At 32.3% G+C, this 17,599-nt stretch carries 12 protein-coding genes, 2 tRNA genes and 1 pseudogene; 6 read left to right on the top strand and 9 right to left on the bottom strand.

The window, feature by feature from the left end; translation table 11 throughout:
* Positions 1-335: 335 nt before the first annotated feature.
* The 4 genes from HHT355_RS01645 to HHT355_RS01625 all read left to right on the top strand — a co-directional run bounded on the left by HHT355_RS01645 (position 336) and on the right by HHT355_RS01625 (position 2,758).
* Positions 336-1,205: an AraC family transcriptional regulator gene (locus tag HHT355_RS01645; protein WP_103201715.1), complete on the top strand. Its 870-nt coding sequence runs from the start codon at positions 336-338 to the stop codon at positions 1,203-1,205.
* A gap of 15 nt (positions 1,206-1,220) precedes the next feature.
* Entirely contained in the window at positions 1,221-1,988 is a 768-nt protein-coding gene (locus HHT355_RS01640; RefSeq protein ID WP_103201714.1) for a nitroreductase family protein, read from the top strand.
* Positions 1,989-2,131: 143 nt separating this feature from the next.
* Positions 2,132-2,203: transfer RNA gene (locus HHT355_RS01635), tRNA-Gly, on the top strand.
* A 483-nt stretch (positions 2,204-2,686) separates the two neighbouring features.
* Positions 2,687-2,758 (top strand) — tRNA-Gly (locus HHT355_RS01625).
* A 248-nt stretch (positions 2,759-3,006) separates the two neighbouring features.
* Here the strand turns inward: HHT355_RS01625 and HHT355_RS01620 are convergent.
* From HHT355_RS01620 to HHT355_RS01610, 4 genes are all read right to left on the bottom strand, one after another.
* Positions 3,007-4,425 carry a serpin family protein gene (locus HHT355_RS01620; protein WP_158245859.1) on the bottom strand — a complete coding sequence of 473 codons (1,419 nt, stop codon included), beginning with the start codon at positions 4,423-4,425 and terminating at the stop codon, positions 3,007-3,009.
* Between the two features lie 70 nt (positions 4,426-4,495).
* Positions 4,496-5,239, bottom strand: coding sequence for a C39 family peptidase (locus HHT355_RS01615; protein ID WP_158245858.1), 744 nt, complete (start codon positions 5,237-5,239; stop codon positions 4,496-4,498).
* 170 nt (positions 5,240-5,409) lie between these two features.
* A complete protein-coding gene (locus tag HHT355_RS13555; protein ID WP_158245857.1) occupies positions 5,410-5,571 on the bottom strand; it encodes a hypothetical protein in 162 nt (53 codons plus the stop codon).
* Between the two features lie 153 nt (positions 5,572-5,724).
* Complete coding sequence (locus HHT355_RS01610) at positions 5,725-7,146, bottom strand: serpin family protein (RefSeq protein ID WP_103201711.1); 1,422 nt, start codon at positions 7,144-7,146, stop codon at positions 5,725-5,727.
* Between the two features lie 474 nt (positions 7,147-7,620).
* On the opposite strand from HHT355_RS01610, the gene HHT355_RS01605 reads away from it, so the two are divergent.
* Together HHT355_RS01605 and HHT355_RS01600 are read left to right on the top strand one after the other, a co-directional pair.
* On the top strand, positions 7,621-8,460 hold the full coding sequence (locus HHT355_RS01605; RefSeq protein WP_103201710.1) for a phosphatase PAP2 family protein: 840 nt from the start codon (positions 7,621-7,623) through the stop codon (positions 8,458-8,460).
* 108 nt (positions 8,461-8,568) lie between these two features.
* Positions 8,569-9,438 carry a YitT family protein gene (locus HHT355_RS01600; RefSeq protein ID WP_103201709.1) on the top strand — a complete coding sequence of 290 codons (870 nt, stop codon included), beginning with the start codon at positions 8,569-8,571 and terminating at the stop codon, positions 9,436-9,438.
* Between the two features lie 273 nt (positions 9,439-9,711).
* Here the strand turns inward: HHT355_RS01600 and HHT355_RS13940 are convergent.
* The 5 genes and pseudogenes from HHT355_RS13940 to HHT355_RS01575 all read right to left on the bottom strand — a co-directional run.
* Positions 9,712-9,846: pseudogene (locus HHT355_RS13940) on the bottom strand (zinc-ribbon domain-containing protein); the annotation flags it as partial.
* 171 nt (positions 9,847-10,017) lie between these two features.
* Positions 10,018-11,307, bottom strand: coding sequence for a UDP-N-acetylmuramoyl-L-alanine--D-glutamate ligase (murD, locus tag HHT355_RS01590; protein WP_158245856.1), 1,290 nt, complete (start codon positions 11,305-11,307; stop codon positions 10,018-10,020).
* Positions 11,308-11,309: 2 nt separating this feature from the next.
* Positions 11,310-12,689 (bottom strand): hypothetical protein, encoded by a 1,380-nt coding sequence (locus HHT355_RS01585; protein WP_103201707.1) that lies wholly within the window; start codon positions 12,687-12,689, stop codon positions 11,310-11,312.
* Positions 12,690-13,142: 453 nt separating this feature from the next.
* Entirely contained in the window at positions 13,143-15,365 is a 2,223-nt protein-coding gene (locus HHT355_RS01580) for a leucine-rich repeat protein (RefSeq protein ID WP_103201706.1), read from the bottom strand.
* 338 nt (positions 15,366-15,703) lie between these two features.
* Positions 15,704-17,305, bottom strand: a complete 1,602-nt coding sequence (locus HHT355_RS01575) for an ABC transporter ATP-binding protein (protein WP_103201705.1) — start codon at positions 17,303-17,305, stop codon at positions 15,704-15,706.
* Positions 17,306-17,599 lie beyond the last annotated feature (294 nt).

Genomic DNA, 17,599 nt, shown 5'->3' with positions numbered 1-17,599 from the left:
GTAAAATACGATAAAATTAGTCTTAATATATATTTCAAACATTTTAAATAAAAACTGGCATATTATCGAAATTACCAAACTTAACAACCTAACAATTATATATAATAACTTTTAGTAACAAATCAATTAAAGCCGTCGCCTGCATATAAAAACTCGCAACCACTAATGATTGCACCATATTTAAAATTAACATTAAATTATTCTTTCTAATTTATATTTAAAATGTTATAATATTCATTAATCTACTGATATAAAATATGTAAGTAAAATATATAAAAAAGTCGGCACAAAAGAATCTTAGGCAGAATATATGCCTTTAAAGGGGTGAAATTACAGTGGCTTTTGACTATGACCTAACTTATAACGATTTTAATCCCACCGTATTTTATGTATCCAAATGCAAAATGACAATAAACGGAGTTTACCATAATCATGAACATGCAGAATTGGCTTATATCTTATCCGGAAAAGGTAAATATCTGATTGACGGCAGAGAATTTGACGTGGAAGCCGGAGACCTTGTTATCTGCAATCCCGGTGTAATGCATACCCACATCGTTACCAATCCCAAAGAGCCAACTATCGAATTTATTGCCGGATTTACCGATTTTCATTTCAAAAATATGGCTCCAAACTCAATCGAATTAAAGGGCGGCAGCTTCATATTAAAAACCACAGCCGAACTTAAGCAAAAGCTTATGATGCACTGCTATGCGATGATTGCGGAGAAAGAAAGCTGCAATGTAGGAAAATATATTATGTTTAAAACCCATCTGATGCAGATGCTGCTGCTTATTATGCGTGAAATAGTCAGCAACGACAGTTATGAGCAGTCAAAATGCACCTTCGAATCATACAACAAAAACTATGCCGTAAAAAGAGTTATAAATTACCTTAACGAAAATTACAACAAAAAGATATCTCTGGAGCAAATTGCGCATAATATGTACTTAAGCCCGGTTTATATATCAAAAATATTTAAAGAAGAAACCGGTGAATCCCCGATAAATTATCTTATAAAGATTCGTCTTGAAAAAGCTCAGGACATCTTATTAAAAGACAAAAACAGCAGTATCAAAGATATAGCAAATAAGGTAGGTTACGATGACGCCTATCACTTCAGTAAATTATTTAAAAAATATTATGGTATTTCACCATTATATTACCGGAAAAAGGCCCTGCAAAATTTAGCATCAAATCAGTAAAGTGAGGTATGTCATATGAATATGTTTGATACAATTTTCGCAAGACAAAGCATCAGAAATTTTTGCCAGGAAAGAATAGACTGGGAAACACTTGAAGATATCTTAAAATTTGCAGACAGCCTACCCATGTTGATTAAGGATTCAAAAGTGGAATTCAAATTAGTCAGTAACATAGAGCAAAAACAGGGATTTAACGGTCCTTTTTCTATAAAGGCTCCATATTATATCTGTCTGTCCGCCGAGAAAACTGAAGATTATCTTTTGAATGCCGGTTATCTTATGCAGCAATTAAATCTATATATTGAATCCAAAGGTCTAGGGACCTGCTTCCTTGGAACTGCCAATCCCGGAAGAGCCCTGAAAAGCTCAATGAAATACGATTATGTAATTTCACTTGCCTTTGGCAAATCCAAGGGGCCTGTATATAGGGACCCTTCACAGGCAAACCGTCTTCCCGAAGAAGATCTTGTAGTCTATAAAGAAGAGGTATCCTCAAATATCCGTAAAATGCTGGAAGCAGCAAGGCTTGCTCCGTCAAGCATAAATAACCAGCCTTGGCGCTTTGTCGTTTATAAAAACCGTATTCACGTATTTGCAAGAAAAAATCCTTGGTTTGCCAAACCTTTAGATCGGATGAAAATGATTGATATGGGAATAATGATGGCTAATCTTTTGATTGCTGCCGAAGAACTCTGGATTGATGTAAAAGTGGCAAAATCCGATGCTTTAAAAAACAAATCATTCCCAAACAACGAATATATATTAACTGTTCTAATTAGTTAATTTATCTGAATAATTTATAAAATAAGTAAAATTAAAAAAATTTATTTTAAGGTGTTGACAAACCCCAATATATATAGTATATTATGATACGTGCTCACGAAATACAGCAGGCAAAACAGCAAAGCAGTGACACATCATAATATGCGCGAGTGGCTCAGTGGTGGAGTATCGCCTTGCCAAGGCGAGGGTCGCGGGTTCGAATCCCGTCTCGCGCTTATAAAAAGACCTTATGCAAAGCATAAGGTCTTTTTTGTTTCCGTTTAGGCTTCCAACTTACCCAACCCCAATTATTAAAAATACAATAGTGGAGATTCTTCCTGATATTCTTGTTTTTCAATAATATTTACTTCACTGTGGATATAAGGGTGCTACTGCTTTGGAACCTATGAATTGGGATTATGAACATCTTTCGATTCATCAGTTTTGGGATTTAGCTTATAAAAAAGCAAAAGAAATTGACATATGACAACTTATTAAACATCATCCTTTTGTATAGGTTATATATAAGCCCTGAAATGAAAATGCCTTTTACATAATGCCTGTATTTCCTATTCAAATTTAGGCAAATGAGGGAAGGAAGTATTGTATGGCAACAATAAATTTTAATCAAGCTAAAAAATAGTTTTGAAATAAAAATTAATTTTTATCTTGACAAATGTCCAAAATAAATATATTATATTTCTTGTTCGATAAGTGATGCGCGAGTGGCTCAGTGGTGGAGCGTCGCCTTGCCAAGGCGAAGGCCGCGGGTTCGAATCCCGTCTCGCGCTTTTTATTTTTACTCCTGAATCCTAAATTTTATAAGGATTTTGGAGTTTTTATTTATTCGGCACTTGATGCCCCTTGAGTCAACTCATGTTCTAAATACACAGACAAGTATCTTAGATTTTCTGTTTTAGATTTGCAATCATAGATAAATCTCCATGTCCTAATGTGAGTGTCCTAAATGTTCACGTTTTGTTTCCTTCCCCGAAAAGCAATATTTTTTATCTGATATACAATCTATTTACGAATCCTCTCAACCAATAGGGTTTCTTACAACCCCTGCCAAAAATGGAACTTTATTTTTATATATTATATAAATGAATGGCCTGTTTAAAATTATTTCTGCCTCATCATCTTTTGGTCCTGATGAGCCAAATGCAAATATCTCTGTATATGAGGATGCCGAACATCCCTTTTCATTAATTTCAATTTTTGACGCCTGAGAGATGTCAGTTAAATATATATCCTCATCTGCAAATGAAGAAAATGCTCTTGAATTTTTATCGAATATTTTTTTAATTCCCATTTTTTCTGCTGTTTCTTTCAGATCAATTTCATTCTCATAGGCAAACTTAGGAACGCTTAATTTTACTTTACCAGCGGAAACCTTTTTAACAGGAGCTTCCTCATCAGTCCAGCCATATATGATTTCAGATAATTTCCCTTTTTCTCCTATAAAATCATCCACTGACAAACCTTCCTCCGGAAGGATAAATAGCATAGATTCATGACCCTTTAGAACACATACGGTTGAAATAAAGTCTTCACCAACCATAAATGGATGATCCCGTTCTTCCATATTCATAAAATCACAGGTAATCTTCTCATTATCACTTATAAAAAAGGTATCTGGTCTTGTATCCTCTTCATTGAACGGATTTAGCCACTCATCATAAAAATCAAGGGTACTTAAAGAAATAAATGCATATGGATCTATCTGATCGAGAGATTTATGATAGTCCGGTTGAAATTCAAAATTGGTATTTTCATACACCCATTTTGCCATTAAATTTTGAAATTCCCTATCTTTTAAATCACCCCTAAATATTTCAGTATTATATTGACTTTGGAGCATATTTAATAAATTATCCTGATAGTTTATTTTGTCACTTAACCACAACGAAGTATTTATATTGTGTCTGTCTATGGATAATTCTATGGGAAATTTTCTCTCCTGCAGGGAGGAAAGTGCGGTATTCAAATCTGATGCATGATCTTTAGCATCTGATATATTTAAAGCATTTTGAATCTCTTCCCTTGCATCTTCCTCAGATAATTCATTAAGTATAGATAAGGACAAATAAAAGTTAAAGGGCGCATAGATTTGATTTTTCCCTTTATTGTCCCTGATAATATGTGCAAAGGTTTGCTCTGTAAAATCATAAAAATTTTTTAAAAAGTCTTTACTTATATTTTTTTTATTTCTATAATTATCGGCAGGCAAGTCATCCTCCTCGATCTTGGTTTTAATATCAGAAGTGTTTTCTGAGTTATCTTGTAAATTTTTATCCGATAAATCCTCCTGAGGAATTACTTGCTCCTTCTCATGCTCCACCTTATAATTTTGGTCATTTATCAAATCATGTTCCTTTTTAACGGAACATGATGAGAAAACTATACAGACTAATATCAGAATATAAAATATTGAATAACTCTTTATAAGCTTTTTCACTGATTTAAAGCTCCTCTCTTTAAAAAAGTTAAGGGCTGAATTATTAAATAATATATTTTTATTATAATAGTTAGTATACTGTAAACCAAGCAAATTGGCCTAAGGCATACTCTGAATAGGCCACATAAACATCCCCTTCTTGTGCTGTAGTATGTACAATAATAAACTCCCCAGCTGAACCTACATAATAACCCGTACCACAAACTGCATGATCATTAAATCCACTAGGAAAGGCAGGTGATGTTCCCTTGGCACCAAACATTATAACTACTACCGGAATTTTTGCATTAATATAAGTTTGGTATGTTTCTAATGAATTATAAGTCATACCATAAATAGGGTCTCCAAAATAATTCTCAGATATAAATCTACAAAAGGTAGGCGTAATGCCTTTAGAAGATAAATAGCGGATTACCCCCGGTTTAATATATGCCACAGGTGTAGCACCACTTCCAGGTAATGAATCGAATTCATAAGCTAATCTATCTATTAAAGTAGTTTGGCTATCAACTAAATTGCCATAGGTGTATTTTATTAGCATTGCTAAACTTGTTGGCGCACATCCTTTTTCAGATTTATAATCTGGCACTGCATCTATATTGCTATACCCTCCTATTGCATTAACCCCTTTTATATTGCTGTTCCCACCTATTGCATTATAAGATAGATGAGAATTTTCTTTGCTAATAATTACACTAATATCTTTCTTATTGATTTTATTACCGGTTGTTAAATCCTGTAACATACTATCAGTTTCTTTAATATAATACTTTGATAAACCAGCATAATAAGCTTTTTTATCAGCAATATTCATATAAGGAGAACTCCCATTAGGATGGAATTCAAGTATCTGAGGCTTATCTGTTATAGCAAGTATTATCATATAAGCGTAGTTTCCAGTATCTTCATTAACAATATCAACACAATAAGCATATAAAGAATCATTCACATCATATAATGGAACCAAATTTATAATTTTGTTATTTATCCAATTTGATGTTGTCGGAAATTTTGGGGTGAATTCAAAGCCAGATAATTAACTTGATTAATATAATTGCTTTTTTCATTTGCATACACTGATAAAAAATTAGAACTTATAATACATACGGTTAAAATAACAGCTGTAAGTATTTTTGCTTTCTTCATTAATAGTCCCCTTTCCATTTTTATCAAATTCATATGTAACAAAAACATTCAGCCCTTAACTTTTTTAACTTATTTTATTCTTTAGGTTGTATCATAAATAAAAAATTATATTTGATAATTACACCTACATCACTTTTTATTTACAAATTTCTCTCATCCAATAGGGTTTCTTACAACTCCTGCCAAAAATGGAATTTTATCTTTATATAATATATAAATAAATGGCCTGTTTAAAATTACTTCTGCTTCATCCTTCGATGCTACTGCACCCACTGCTGCTATCTCAGTATATGAGGATGCGGAACATCCCTTTTCATTAATTTCAATTTTTGACACCTGCCGGATATCAGTTATATATGTATCCTCATCTGCAAATAAAGAAAATGCTTTTGAATTTATATCGAATATTTTTCTAATTCCCATTTTTTCTGCTGTTTTTCTCAGGTCGATTTCATCCTCATAGGCAAACTTAGGAATGCTTAATTTTACCTTCCCTACGGAAATCTTCCCATCGGAAACTTGCCCATCAGTCCAATTATATATGATTTCAGCTAATTTCCCTTTTTCTTCTACTAATTCATCCACTGACAAAACTTCCTTCGGAAGGATAAATAGCATATATTCGGCTCCTCCCTTTAATATAAATATGGTTGATATGTAGTCTTCACCAACCATAAATGGATGAGACCAAGCTTCCATATTCATAAAATCACAGGTAATCTTCTCATTATCACTTATAAAAAAGGTATCTGGCTTTGTATCCTCTTCATTGAATGGATTCAGCCACTCATCATAAAAATCAAGGGTACTTAAAGAAATAAATGTATGTTGATCTAACTGATCAAAAGATTTATGATAGTCAGATTGATAGTCAGGTTGAAATTCAAAATTGGTATTCTCATACACCCATTTTGTCATTAAATTTTGAAATTCCCTATCTTTTAAATCACCCTTAAATATTTCAGTATTATATTGGCTTTGGAGCATATTTAGTAAATTATCCTTATAGTTTATTTCGTCACTTAACCACAGCGAAGTATTTATATTGAGTCTGCCTATGGGAAATAATCTCCTCTCCTGCAGGGAGGAAAGTGCGGTATTCAACTCTGATGCATTATTTTTAGCATCAGATATATTTAAAGCCTTTTGTATCTCTTCCCTTGCTTCTCCCTCAGATAATTCATTAAGCATAGATAAGGACAGATAAAAGTTAAAGGGCGCATAGATTTGATTTTTTCCTTCATTGTCCCTGATAATATGTGCAAAGGTTTGCTCTGTAAAATCATAAAAATTTTGTAAAAAGTCCTTACTTAGATTATTTTTATTTCCATAATTTTCGGCAGGCAAGTCATCCTCCTCGATCTTGGTTTTAATATCAGAAGTGTTTTCTGAGTTATCTTGTATATTTTTATCCGATAAATCCTCCTGAGGAATTACTTGCTCCTTCTCCTGCTCCACCTTATAATTTTGGTCATTTATCAAATCATGTTCCTTTTTAACTGAACATGAAGAGCAGCATATACAGGCTAATACCAAAATATAAAACATTGAATAACGATTTAAAAGCTTTTTCACTGATATGTTTCTCCTCTCTATAAAAAAAAATTAAGAACCCAATTCATACAATAGGTGTATTCTTTTCAAAATTATGTTTTTACATATTATAACATAAATAGCAAATTATGTAAACTTATTTATGTAAAATACTGTCATGGCTTATAAGCAACAGTATTATATTATTCTTTTTATACAAAAAGACAGGATATCTTTATTTTGATTTTTCTGTATATGCAAAAAATATATCTTTTATTTTGCATATTGTTTATTTTTAATATCGAACCTAAAGTTTAAATCTAAAAAACTAAGAATTGTTTTCAAAATCAAAAATTTTACTAATTTTCAGGACAGGGAGTTAAGAAATCTAACAGGAGAAAGAATAGCTTAGAAGATAAAACAGGCAAATGACTAAAATTTTAATAATCCCATATATAAAATCCGCATAAAATGATTCAGCAGTAATTTCGCCATATATGAAATGGAGCGTTTTTAATGGATAAGAACTTACTTAAAAGATTTACATTAGGAAGTTTTATTCTTACCACAATTTCTCTTTTAATCCTGGCCTTTGGGAAGATAGATTACAACCTGTCACTTCTTTTATTAAACCAAGAATCAATATGGGCAAAGTTCTTTTACATTTTTGGAGAACAGCCTGCCTTTTGGGGATTACTTATCGGCACCGTAATATTGCTATCCGTACATAATAAAACGAATAAGCTTTTGCGTTGTATTTACTTAATATTTGAATTCATTCTTTCATCATTGTGTACTTACCTGATTTTAATAATACCCCTACGTTACATATATGATAATTCGGCATCAATAAATAATTTCAGATTAAATACTGCAGGTATAGCTTTGGTTATTGGCATAATTATAACAACCGTTACTCCTAAATATGAAAAAACACTAAAAAAATACAGGCAACACGCAATATTCTTAATCCTGGTCATTCTTACAGAAATTCTTTTTGTAAGCATAATGAAATATATATGGGGAAGACCGAGGATGCGAAGCATTTCCGGATTTGACGAATTTCGCTACTGGTACGAAATTTCAGGTCCTGCTTTAGGTCAGGAGTTTAAATCATTTCCTTCCGGCCATACCGCCAATGCTTTTACTATACTTTCCTATAATGTTTTTGTACCATCTCAAAAAAAATATAAAGGCAGAGTTTTCTTTTTCCTTGCTGTAATATGGGGCAGCCTTGTGGCCGTTTCAAGAGTGGTACTTGGTGCCCATTTTACCAGTGACGTTGTCGCAGGATTTTTTGTCACACTGGCATGTATTTATTTTTATTACAACTTACTGTTAGATAGGCATAAATAAATTATTGTAACAAATTTCCTTGAAATACTTTTTGCATGTTTTGTTATTTAGTATTATTATAGTGGTATAATTAACGAATAATTAAAATTTATTTAAACCGGAGATTATATGAAAGAGCAAAATAAAAAAACAGATATTCTTAAAGAATATTTTTTAATCACAATCGGCGCCTTAATGGTAACTGTTGGCGTACACTATTTCAAGTTTCCGAACAATTTCAGCATTGGAGGGATAACCGGAGCAGGAATTTTACTTAGCAGTATTTTAGGCGGCAAGATATCATCAGGAACTATTGTACTTATTATTAATACAATTCTCCTAGTCTTAGGCTATATTGTATTTGGCAGGGATTTTGGAGTAAAGACTGCATACGGAAGCTTTATTCTTTCTGTTGGACTTAAACTTTTGGAAATAATTAGCCCAATGGACCGCCCTTTTACAAATGAACCTGTTATAGAATTATTCTTTGCTGTTGTCCTTCCCGGAGTCGGTGCAGCCATCCTTTTTAACCTTGGTAGTTCAACAGGCGGTACCGATATCATTGCAATGATATTAAAGAAGAAAACAAATGTAAATATTGGACAAGCCTTGCTTGCTACAGATTTTATACTTACTCTTTTGACATTTCCTATTTTCGGTATGCTGACAGGTTTACTTTCCTTGGCGGGACTTATTATCAAATCCATTGTAGTCGATAATATTGTTGAAGCTTTAAACCTGTGCAAATATTTTACCGTCATATGCGATGATGCAGACGATATCTGCAGCTTCATTATAAAGAGCTTAAACAGAAGCGCTACCGTATATGATGCCAAAGGAGCATTTACGGATCATAAAAAGAAAATCATTTTGACGGTAATGACCCGTTCTCAGGCCGTACAGCTCCAACATTACATTAAAAAGAACCATCCCGACGCTTTTATCCTGATAACCAATACCAGCGAAATTATCGGACGTGGCTTCAGAGGATATTTATAACTTGCACTGGCATAAAATATTGAAACTGATACCTATTTTTTAAGAAAATACGGTTTTTAGCATATAATCAGTTAGATCTACTATATGCTTTTATAGCAGGTACATATATTAAAATAAAAATAGGCCATTGGCAGTATCCGTTAAATTCATAACCTACGAATCGTTTATCCTAAATATAAGAACAGATACTCTCAATGGCCATATTACTAAATATGTTGCAATTAATAACATAAATTTTCCTTACACAAATCCATGAACATAAGACTAAAAAATTTACTCAACCTTACTTTCGCAATTCGTGCAAAACTTATCATTTGTATGTAATTCTTTCCCGCAATTGGTGCAAAACTTATTTTTAATGTTAGAGATATTTGATTCGTCATATTTTACTCCACACTCACCACAATAAACATAGTTCGGCTTTTCTTATTCACAATATGCTCCTCCATTTTTTATTTCTAAAGGCGATATATTTGCTATTAAGAATATAAAATATTTACCCGAAAAATCAATCAAGATCTTCGGGTAAAATCAATCTGCATATACTTCCTATATAATTTTATTGCTCTAATATCAAACTTAGTAATCAAAAAGTAAATGCTTAAATGCATCTCCTCTTTCTTCAAAATTCTTAAAATGCCCGTAGCTTGCCGATGCCGGAGAAAGCAGGCAGGCAGTTCCTTTGGATGTTACATCCTGGGCCATTTTTATAGCCCGTTCCAAATCGGAACAGTAAATTATTTTTTTATTATGTAAATCTGTTTCCTGCTTAAAAAGCTCATAAATCCGCTTCCCGGATTCATATATAAGAAGAATATTTTTTATTTTACTGTTAAGCAAAAACCGGATCAGATTGGTATAATCTATTCCCCTGTCCATTCCGCCAAGAATTATTGTTTCTACATTTTCTATACTCTTAATTGCATTTATTGTGGATTCAACGGTTGTGGATATGGAATCGTCGTAATATTCCACCCCGTGTTTAGTGCCTATATATTCCAGGCGGTGTCTAAGAGGTTTATATGTCTGCAGCAAAGAAATAAAACCATCATCCGATACTCCGAAGTTCTTGCTTATTGCATAAACGAAGGCACAGTTTTTTAAGTTATGTACCCCTTTTAATTTTACGTCTCCTATACTTTCAAATGATTTGAAAGGTAATATGTCGGCATTTATATAAAATACCCGGGATATAGCTTCGTCATTATCCAATATAACTTCCTCGCCACAATATAATGTATCAGATGCATGTTGATGAAGGAATATATTCTTTTTGGCTTTTTTGTATGCTTCAAAGCTTTTATAATGATCAAGATGGTCCTCATAAATGTTTAACAATACGGCTATAGCCGGTGAATAATTGCAATACTCAAGCTGATGGCAGGAAAGCTCAAGAACTATTACCGTATCTTTATCTATATTATCTATAACATCAAATACCGGAGTTCCGATATTTCCGGCAAGAATGCATTTTACATTGCTGTTTGATAAAACATGATACAACAGGGTTGATACGGTACTTTTGCCTTTAGTTCCGGTTATTCCGATTACCTGCCTTCTGTAAGCTGCAAGAAAAACTTCGGTTTGGGATGTAATTCTGCATTTATATTCATGAATGTCTTTCGGTAAAACTACACCGGGGCTTTTAAAAACTAAATCATATGAATCCAGACAGTCAAGGTAAGTATCTCCCGTATAAACCATTGTTTCTGAACTGAATTTGTAGTCCGGCATTTTTATGTCCGAAATATCAAGTCTTTTACAGACATTAAGCTTGTTTAATAAATTATATGTAGATTGGCCCTCTTTGCCAAAACCAAGAATCAGTACATTTTTATTTTTAACAATATCGGTTAATAGTTCTATCATTGTCATTTCCCCATATCTTTAAGTAGATTTAGAAAATAATCAGGAATTAAATTATCGTTGTCAAAGCTGTCGCAATAGTCTTGTAAATTATATTTCGGAATGCCTGGAAGTTTCCTGTAATATTCAAGCAGTACCGGTAATGACATGCCATTTTTTTCATATTGGCGTAAAAGCTCCTGTAATGCAGCATTCACCTCATTGTAGCTTCCTACACACTCAAAAGGTTTTTCGGGCATAATACCGATCAATTTATCAAATATGGGTTTAAGTTCATCTTTATCTAATAAATTCTCACCGAATATTTTAAGCATCCCGCTCTCATCCAGAAAAGGTGAAAGAATTATATAAACAAACAGGCATTTTGCACATTTATTGCACCAAATATCCAATTTGCTGCCTGCATTGCAGCTTCTAAAAATCTCATGATATTCCTTATACTTTGAAAAGAACTCTGCAATTTTTACCTCGGCAAACGGCCTAAGCAAGCTGAAATAATGAACACCGGACTTTATATATTCTTTTTCATAATTTACAAAGTCTGCCTCAAACTCAAAACTTTTGGAATATTGATGGTTTACGTCTGATCCCAAAACCGTCGCTTCATTGGCGCTGGATTCATTTGAAAGAGCCACATAAGGTATATCGTTTAAAAATGCAGTCAAAACCGCCGAAAATGCAACCATTGCCGAAAAAGGAGTATGACCGTTTAAAAATCCCTCGGCATTAAGTCTTAACATATTCGGATCAAGTGTTCTGTGAACAAAAATGTATTTATCTTCGGGAATAGACGAAGCATTTAAAGTATCTATACAGGCTTTTCTCGGATTTATAACATAACCGTATCTGTCAGCTTTATTTTCTAAAAGGTTTATTGTAACCGCAGAATCTTTACCACCGCCGACAGGAATAAGCACCTTGGGGTTTGAATTGTCTGCAACAGCTACAGGATTTTTTATAAAGTTTATGTTATTTTGCGAATTGTCACACCGGAACTCAAACATATCATAATTAAATGAAATTCCGTTAGTATAAAAAAATTCACCTAGTCCTTTTATAAATAGTTTTTTCCACCATTTAATCTGTTCAGAAGAAAGATATCCACAATTTATTATAATCTTAGGTGAACACGTTAATTTCCAATAACTTATCAGCTCTACCATTCCCAGATTAAAAATCAGAAGTTCAAGATCTTTAGGGTCTGTAATCTTACTTTCACTCTTTTTAATCGACCACCTTGGATTAAATTGTGAAAGCCCGGGTATTTCAAAGTTAAAATCTATATCTAAAGAAGATTCACCAATGGCATATGTATAGCCTTTATATATGAATTTCGGATATTTGGTCCTTAATTCTTCAAAAAGTTTTGCTTTATCATTTTCCATTAAACCACCAAGACTTTCTATATTAATTTATATATCAGCTGCTTATGATTGCTTTTTATAACCAGATCAACTCAAAAAAAATACGGCCTGTTACTTTTATGTGTCTATATAATATTTGTAAAAGTAAAGAAACATACATATGTAATTTATATTAAGCCCATATTTTTTTAAAGCGAAGTATAGTTTGACAATATCGTAATTTCATCCTTTAGAATAATACAATATATGATTTTATGCAAGTTCATACCTGCCGAAATACATAAATATTATAATACAAGGACATATAATAAAGCAAACGGTTATAATTCTTTAATTAACATTTCCCATATTATTAATTAAATAACGGAACCCCTCTTGTTTTATAAAAAGCTTACAAGAAAGAGTTCCGTTATATAATCTTAAACATCAGTTATTTAGCTTGCTATATTATAAACCAAAACACCCAAAAAATAATCAGTTCCTCTTTACAGACTTATCAATATACACTTCTTTTCCTTTGTAATCTATAGCTCCTCTTGAAATTGCGGTAACTTTATAGGTATATCCTTTGTACTTAACCGTATTCTTTATTACAATTTTCTTTAGGTTGACATCTGCTCCCTTTACTATTACTTCTCCGCTATTCTTTTTGCTTGCGTATTTAGTCACATGGTACAGTATTCCGTCTGCCACAAAACGCTTTACCTGATCGTTACCTGTCTCAACCACATTAAAATCCATGATGCAGCCGTAATGATTCTGCTGGTAAGTATCATAGGCCCTTAACCACAGGGCGGATGTATATGCACTTACACATTTTTTTGGAACGTAAATTACAGCCTGCCATGCCAAAAGCCCACCGTCTTCATACCAGTTGCATATGGCTTCGGGAGCCTTAGTCCCCTTAAACGTTATACTCTCTATATTTTTTAAAACTCCCAGGTATCCGACCTTTCCCGTTATAGATTTGGGGAATATAATCGTTTTTATCTTATTGTTGCTATACTTTTCGGGTATTAACGGAACAGCAGGATCATCCGGATTGGCTATAACTGACGTTACAGTGTATTTTACTTTTTTATAAGTAACCGTTTCGGGAATGGTCAAAGTTTTGAGAGACTTATCCGGGCGGATTTCACATAAAGTCACTGTCTTTTTTGACGGATCGGTAATTCTGTAAGTAAAAATTCCGTCATCAAAAATTGCTTCCGTAACTGTAACTTTCACCGCTTTATGTCTTCCCGAGGTTCTGGTATATGCAACCACATAAGTGGTACCTGCTTTCTTTGGTGTTATAACCCCTTTTGAGGACACCTCCAAAATATCGGGATTTGCAGAAAGCCAATAAATCGTTTCATTTGAACCTTTTGAAAGTGTACCGGTTAATGTGGCTGTATTATAAGTAGAAAGTTTCAATTCTTCTTTATTTACCTTAATATCTTTTGTTTTTACTATTTTCTTAGCCTCGACAACCGATGCCTTGCTTCCGAGAATTTTCTTATAAGCAGAAACGGCCGATTTATCAACTTTAACAGTCGTGCCTTTTTTCACTGCCGCAGCCACGTTATCCAGAGGTTTTTTATTTAGAAACGTCACTAATTTAAAAGTATATAAAGAATTTTTTCCTGCTTTTGTAACGGTAGTAGGCAAGATTATACTGGCCGTATTAAGAGGTATATTGTTAAATGCATAATCCGATATGGTAGTTACCCCTTCAGGCACATATACAAACCTCAAATTTGTCTCACTGTTTTCATCAGCGACCATATAAGAAGGAATTTTTTTGCAGTTCTTTGACAGGAAAAGAAGTTCAACAGTTGAATCAAATACCCTTCCTTCCATTTCAGTAACAGAATCCGGCACTACAATAACCCTTGCACCGCATCCGAGCAAAGCAAAATGACGAAGTTTAGTAAGTTCATAAGTGTACCCGTTGTGGCTTACCTTATCTGGAAGTTTCAAATAATCCAGTTTAAGCGAATGGGTAATACCGACAAGCTCTACCTTCCCCTTTCCTTTTTTTGCCGATTTTGTTACTCTATAAATAAATCCGTCTTTGGCAAAATAACTGAATTCAATGTCTTTAGAATTACCTGATATTATGGTCGGTTTTACCTCAATATCCTGTTCATATAAATCGCTGTAAAAATAATAATGAATATATATATTAATTACCTTTGAATACGCATTTTCCGTGCCTTTGGGAACTATAAACAAAAAATCTTTTAAATTCCAGTAAAATAAAAGTATATCAACTTCCTTTGGTACATCTTTTCCGTAAAATTCAATTGCTTCTAAATTTTCAAAAGCAAATGTCAAATTTCGCAGTGAACCAGTAAAGTTATCCGCCACATTTATTTTGCTGACACTGCTATAAAATTTAGCATATTTCTCATTAGAATAATATTCATAGTAAATATCCACCAAATCAACCGTATATTCTATGTTATTTATAAAAACCTTTCCCGGAATGTAAAGTTCTTTTGTAGCTTTATCAGATTCTATTCCGATCAGTTGTACCTTTTTTTCGTTGTTGTCTTTTATAATATATCTGTAAATACCGTCGCTGTAGACGGTTTCCTCTTTTGCATATGTTGCTTTACCGGGCCAAAAAATAAATCCAAAGACCACAAAAGCAATAATGAAAAGCATAAAAGTTCTTTTTTTCATTAGTTGGTCTTTCATTTGAGCTGTCATCCTTTAACCTCCATTCAGGAAAATTATCCCTTTGTTAATTACTTTATAAATTTTTTGTTTGTCATTTTGTTGTCATATATATGTCAATTAATAATCAAATGTTTTAAACTAATTACGGGCACCTAATAAAAAAAGCTAATCCTATAAGGATTAGCGTTTTTATACAATGTTCATCTGTAGTTATTGTTACACAATTCAATTGTCACATAATACAAGACTTTTATTTAAGATGATTTAATTAGTTTACTAAGTTCAAGATGCAACATACCAGAATTGCTTGGATTTTTATATTTAAGAAATTTATCCTACGTAAATATTATGCAGTTATCATTTGTGTTTCAAGTTTGCAGCGAATACAAATTATAGAAAATACCCTTTTTACTCATAAGTTCATCAAATCTTCCTGATTCTACCAACTCTCCTTCTTTCATAACGAATATTTTATCATATTTGCTTAATATATCATGATTATATCTGTGTGTAATAGTCAAACATGTTATATCAGGTAAATTAACTATTAAATTTTCTATCTGATATAAGGCTTCATTATCTAAACCTGCCGTTGCTTCATCAAAAACTAACCATTTTTTATTATTCAGTAAGGCTCTTGCAATAGCGACTTTTTGTCTCTCGCCACCTGATAAGTTTTCACCATTCCGTTTAAGAAAATATGTCAAGTCAGATTCTTTCATTGCCAATGTTTTATCGAGTCCAACCATCAATATAATATTTTCCAGTTCATCATCTAAATAATTCTTATGTAATGTAATGTTGTGTTTAATTGTATCCTCAAACATATATACCCGTTGAGTCATTACAGATATAATATTAAAAATTGATTCCTGCGAAAGTTCCCTTATATTAACGTCATCAAAATATATGTCTCCTTTATAGTTATCAAAATACCCCAATATTAATTTTATTAATGTAGATTTTCCACTTCCGCTTTCTCCTACAATAGCATATTTTTTCCCTTTTTCAAATTCCAAGGAAATATTTTTCAGACCTTGGTCTGTTTCCGAGTATGTATATGTTATATTCTTTAATATAATTTTTTTATTAACTTCATTTATAGGTCTTGTTTCCGTACATTCACTCTTCTTATTTATTATTTCTAACATATTTTTTTCAATTTCTTTCACCGACTGAATGTTATTAAAGCCGTCTATAATATCAAACACCGGGTTTACAACTTTATTCATTAATTGCGTTATTGCAAGTACATCACCGGCTGAAATCTTGTCCATAATTACAAAAAAACCTGAAAGAACAAAAACAGCGAACTGAATACCTACAGCTATTAAATTTGTTAATACATCGGCATTAGCTTTTTTTATTCCGGCATTTTTACGATAAATTTCGAGTTCTTCGTTTTCTTTACCATGTTTTTCTAAGATATAAGGTTCCATCTTATAACCTTTAACAACTTCAAATCCGTTAAATATATCATCTATTACTCTATTATATTTTTTTAATCCTTCTGAAAATACCCCATTTACTTGACTTAACTTTTTTCCATAAAATTTAGGAATTATTATAGGAAAGAAAGATAAAATTACTGCAATAACTGAAACTATCGGTTGAATATATATCATTATAGCCATTGATACAATGAGGATTACCGAACTTCTGAACATTAATAAAATAGAATTAAAATACTTATCTTCCAGCATTTTAATATCATTATTAAATACGGATATATAATCCGCACTGCTTCTTGTAAAAAAATCTTTAATATTAAAATTAATTATAGATTTCATCAGATCCTGCTTGATACTATACATTATCTTTGATATGTAAAAAGCTTTTACAGTCCTTGTAAACCAACTGATCAAAGAATAAAATGCTATAAAAATTACGATTTCTATAGCCATTTTTATTAACTCATTTTTATTGCCGCTTAATGATGCATCCAATGTTTCTTTTAAAAACCAGGCCATCAGTGAAACATTAATAGCATCAAAATCAATAATAAAAAGTATATAAACGCCAATTTACTCTTAAGTATATATTTATACATTTTATCCTCCTATTAATAACACTCTGTTTTTTAATAGCAAGCAAACCGTTTCAATAATAGTAACTCGTTGGTCTATATAATTTGGGTACATTTCTTGTAAGTCATCTATAATATCACGTAAACGTTTATTGTTTATATATTCCAGTATATCAACAGCACAATTTTTGTCAACAATAACCGCCATATTTTAACATTATTCTCTTTCTAAGAGATG

The sequence above is a fragment of the Herbinix hemicellulosilytica genome (genome assembly GCF_002904165.1).
Lineage (GTDB): Bacteria > Bacillota > Clostridia > Lachnospirales > Lachnospiraceae > Mobilitalea > Mobilitalea hemicellulosilytica.
Note: the sequence above shows the minus strand (reverse complement) of the source record. Positions and strands in the feature narration are given on the sequence as shown.

Excerpts from the sequence above, each read along its gene's own strand:
- HHT355_RS01640 (WP_103201714.1), top strand. The coding sequence starts at position 1,221 with ATGAATATGTTTGATACAATTTTCGCAAGACAAAGCATCAGAAATTTT.
- HHT355_RS01615 (WP_158245858.1), bottom strand. The coding sequence starts at position 5,239 with ATGAATATTGCTGATAAAAAAGCTTATTATGCTGGTTTATCAAAGTAT.
- HHT355_RS13555 (WP_158245857.1), bottom strand. The coding sequence starts at position 5,571 with ATGAAGAAAGCAAAAATACTTACAGCTGTTATTTTAACCGTATGTATT.
- HHT355_RS01605 (WP_103201710.1), top strand. The coding sequence starts at position 7,621 with ATGGATAAGAACTTACTTAAAAGATTTACATTAGGAAGTTTTATTCTT.
- HHT355_RS01600 (WP_103201709.1), top strand. The coding sequence starts at position 8,569 with ATGAAAGAGCAAAATAAAAAAACAGATATTCTTAAAGAATATTTTTTA.
- murD (WP_158245856.1), bottom strand. The coding sequence starts at position 11,307 with ATGATAGAACTATTAACCGATATTGTTAAAAATAAAAATGTACTGATT.
- HHT355_RS01585 (WP_103201707.1), bottom strand. The coding sequence starts at position 12,689 with ATGGAAAATGATAAAGCAAAACTTTTTGAAGAATTAAGGACCAAATAT.
- HHT355_RS01580 (WP_103201706.1), bottom strand. The coding sequence starts at position 15,365 with ATGACAGCTCAAATGAAAGACCAACTAATGAAAAAAAGAACTTTTATG.
- HHT355_RS01575 (WP_103201705.1), bottom strand. The coding sequence starts at position 17,305 with ATGGCCTGGTTTTTAAAAGAAACATTGGATGCATCATTAAGCGGCAAT.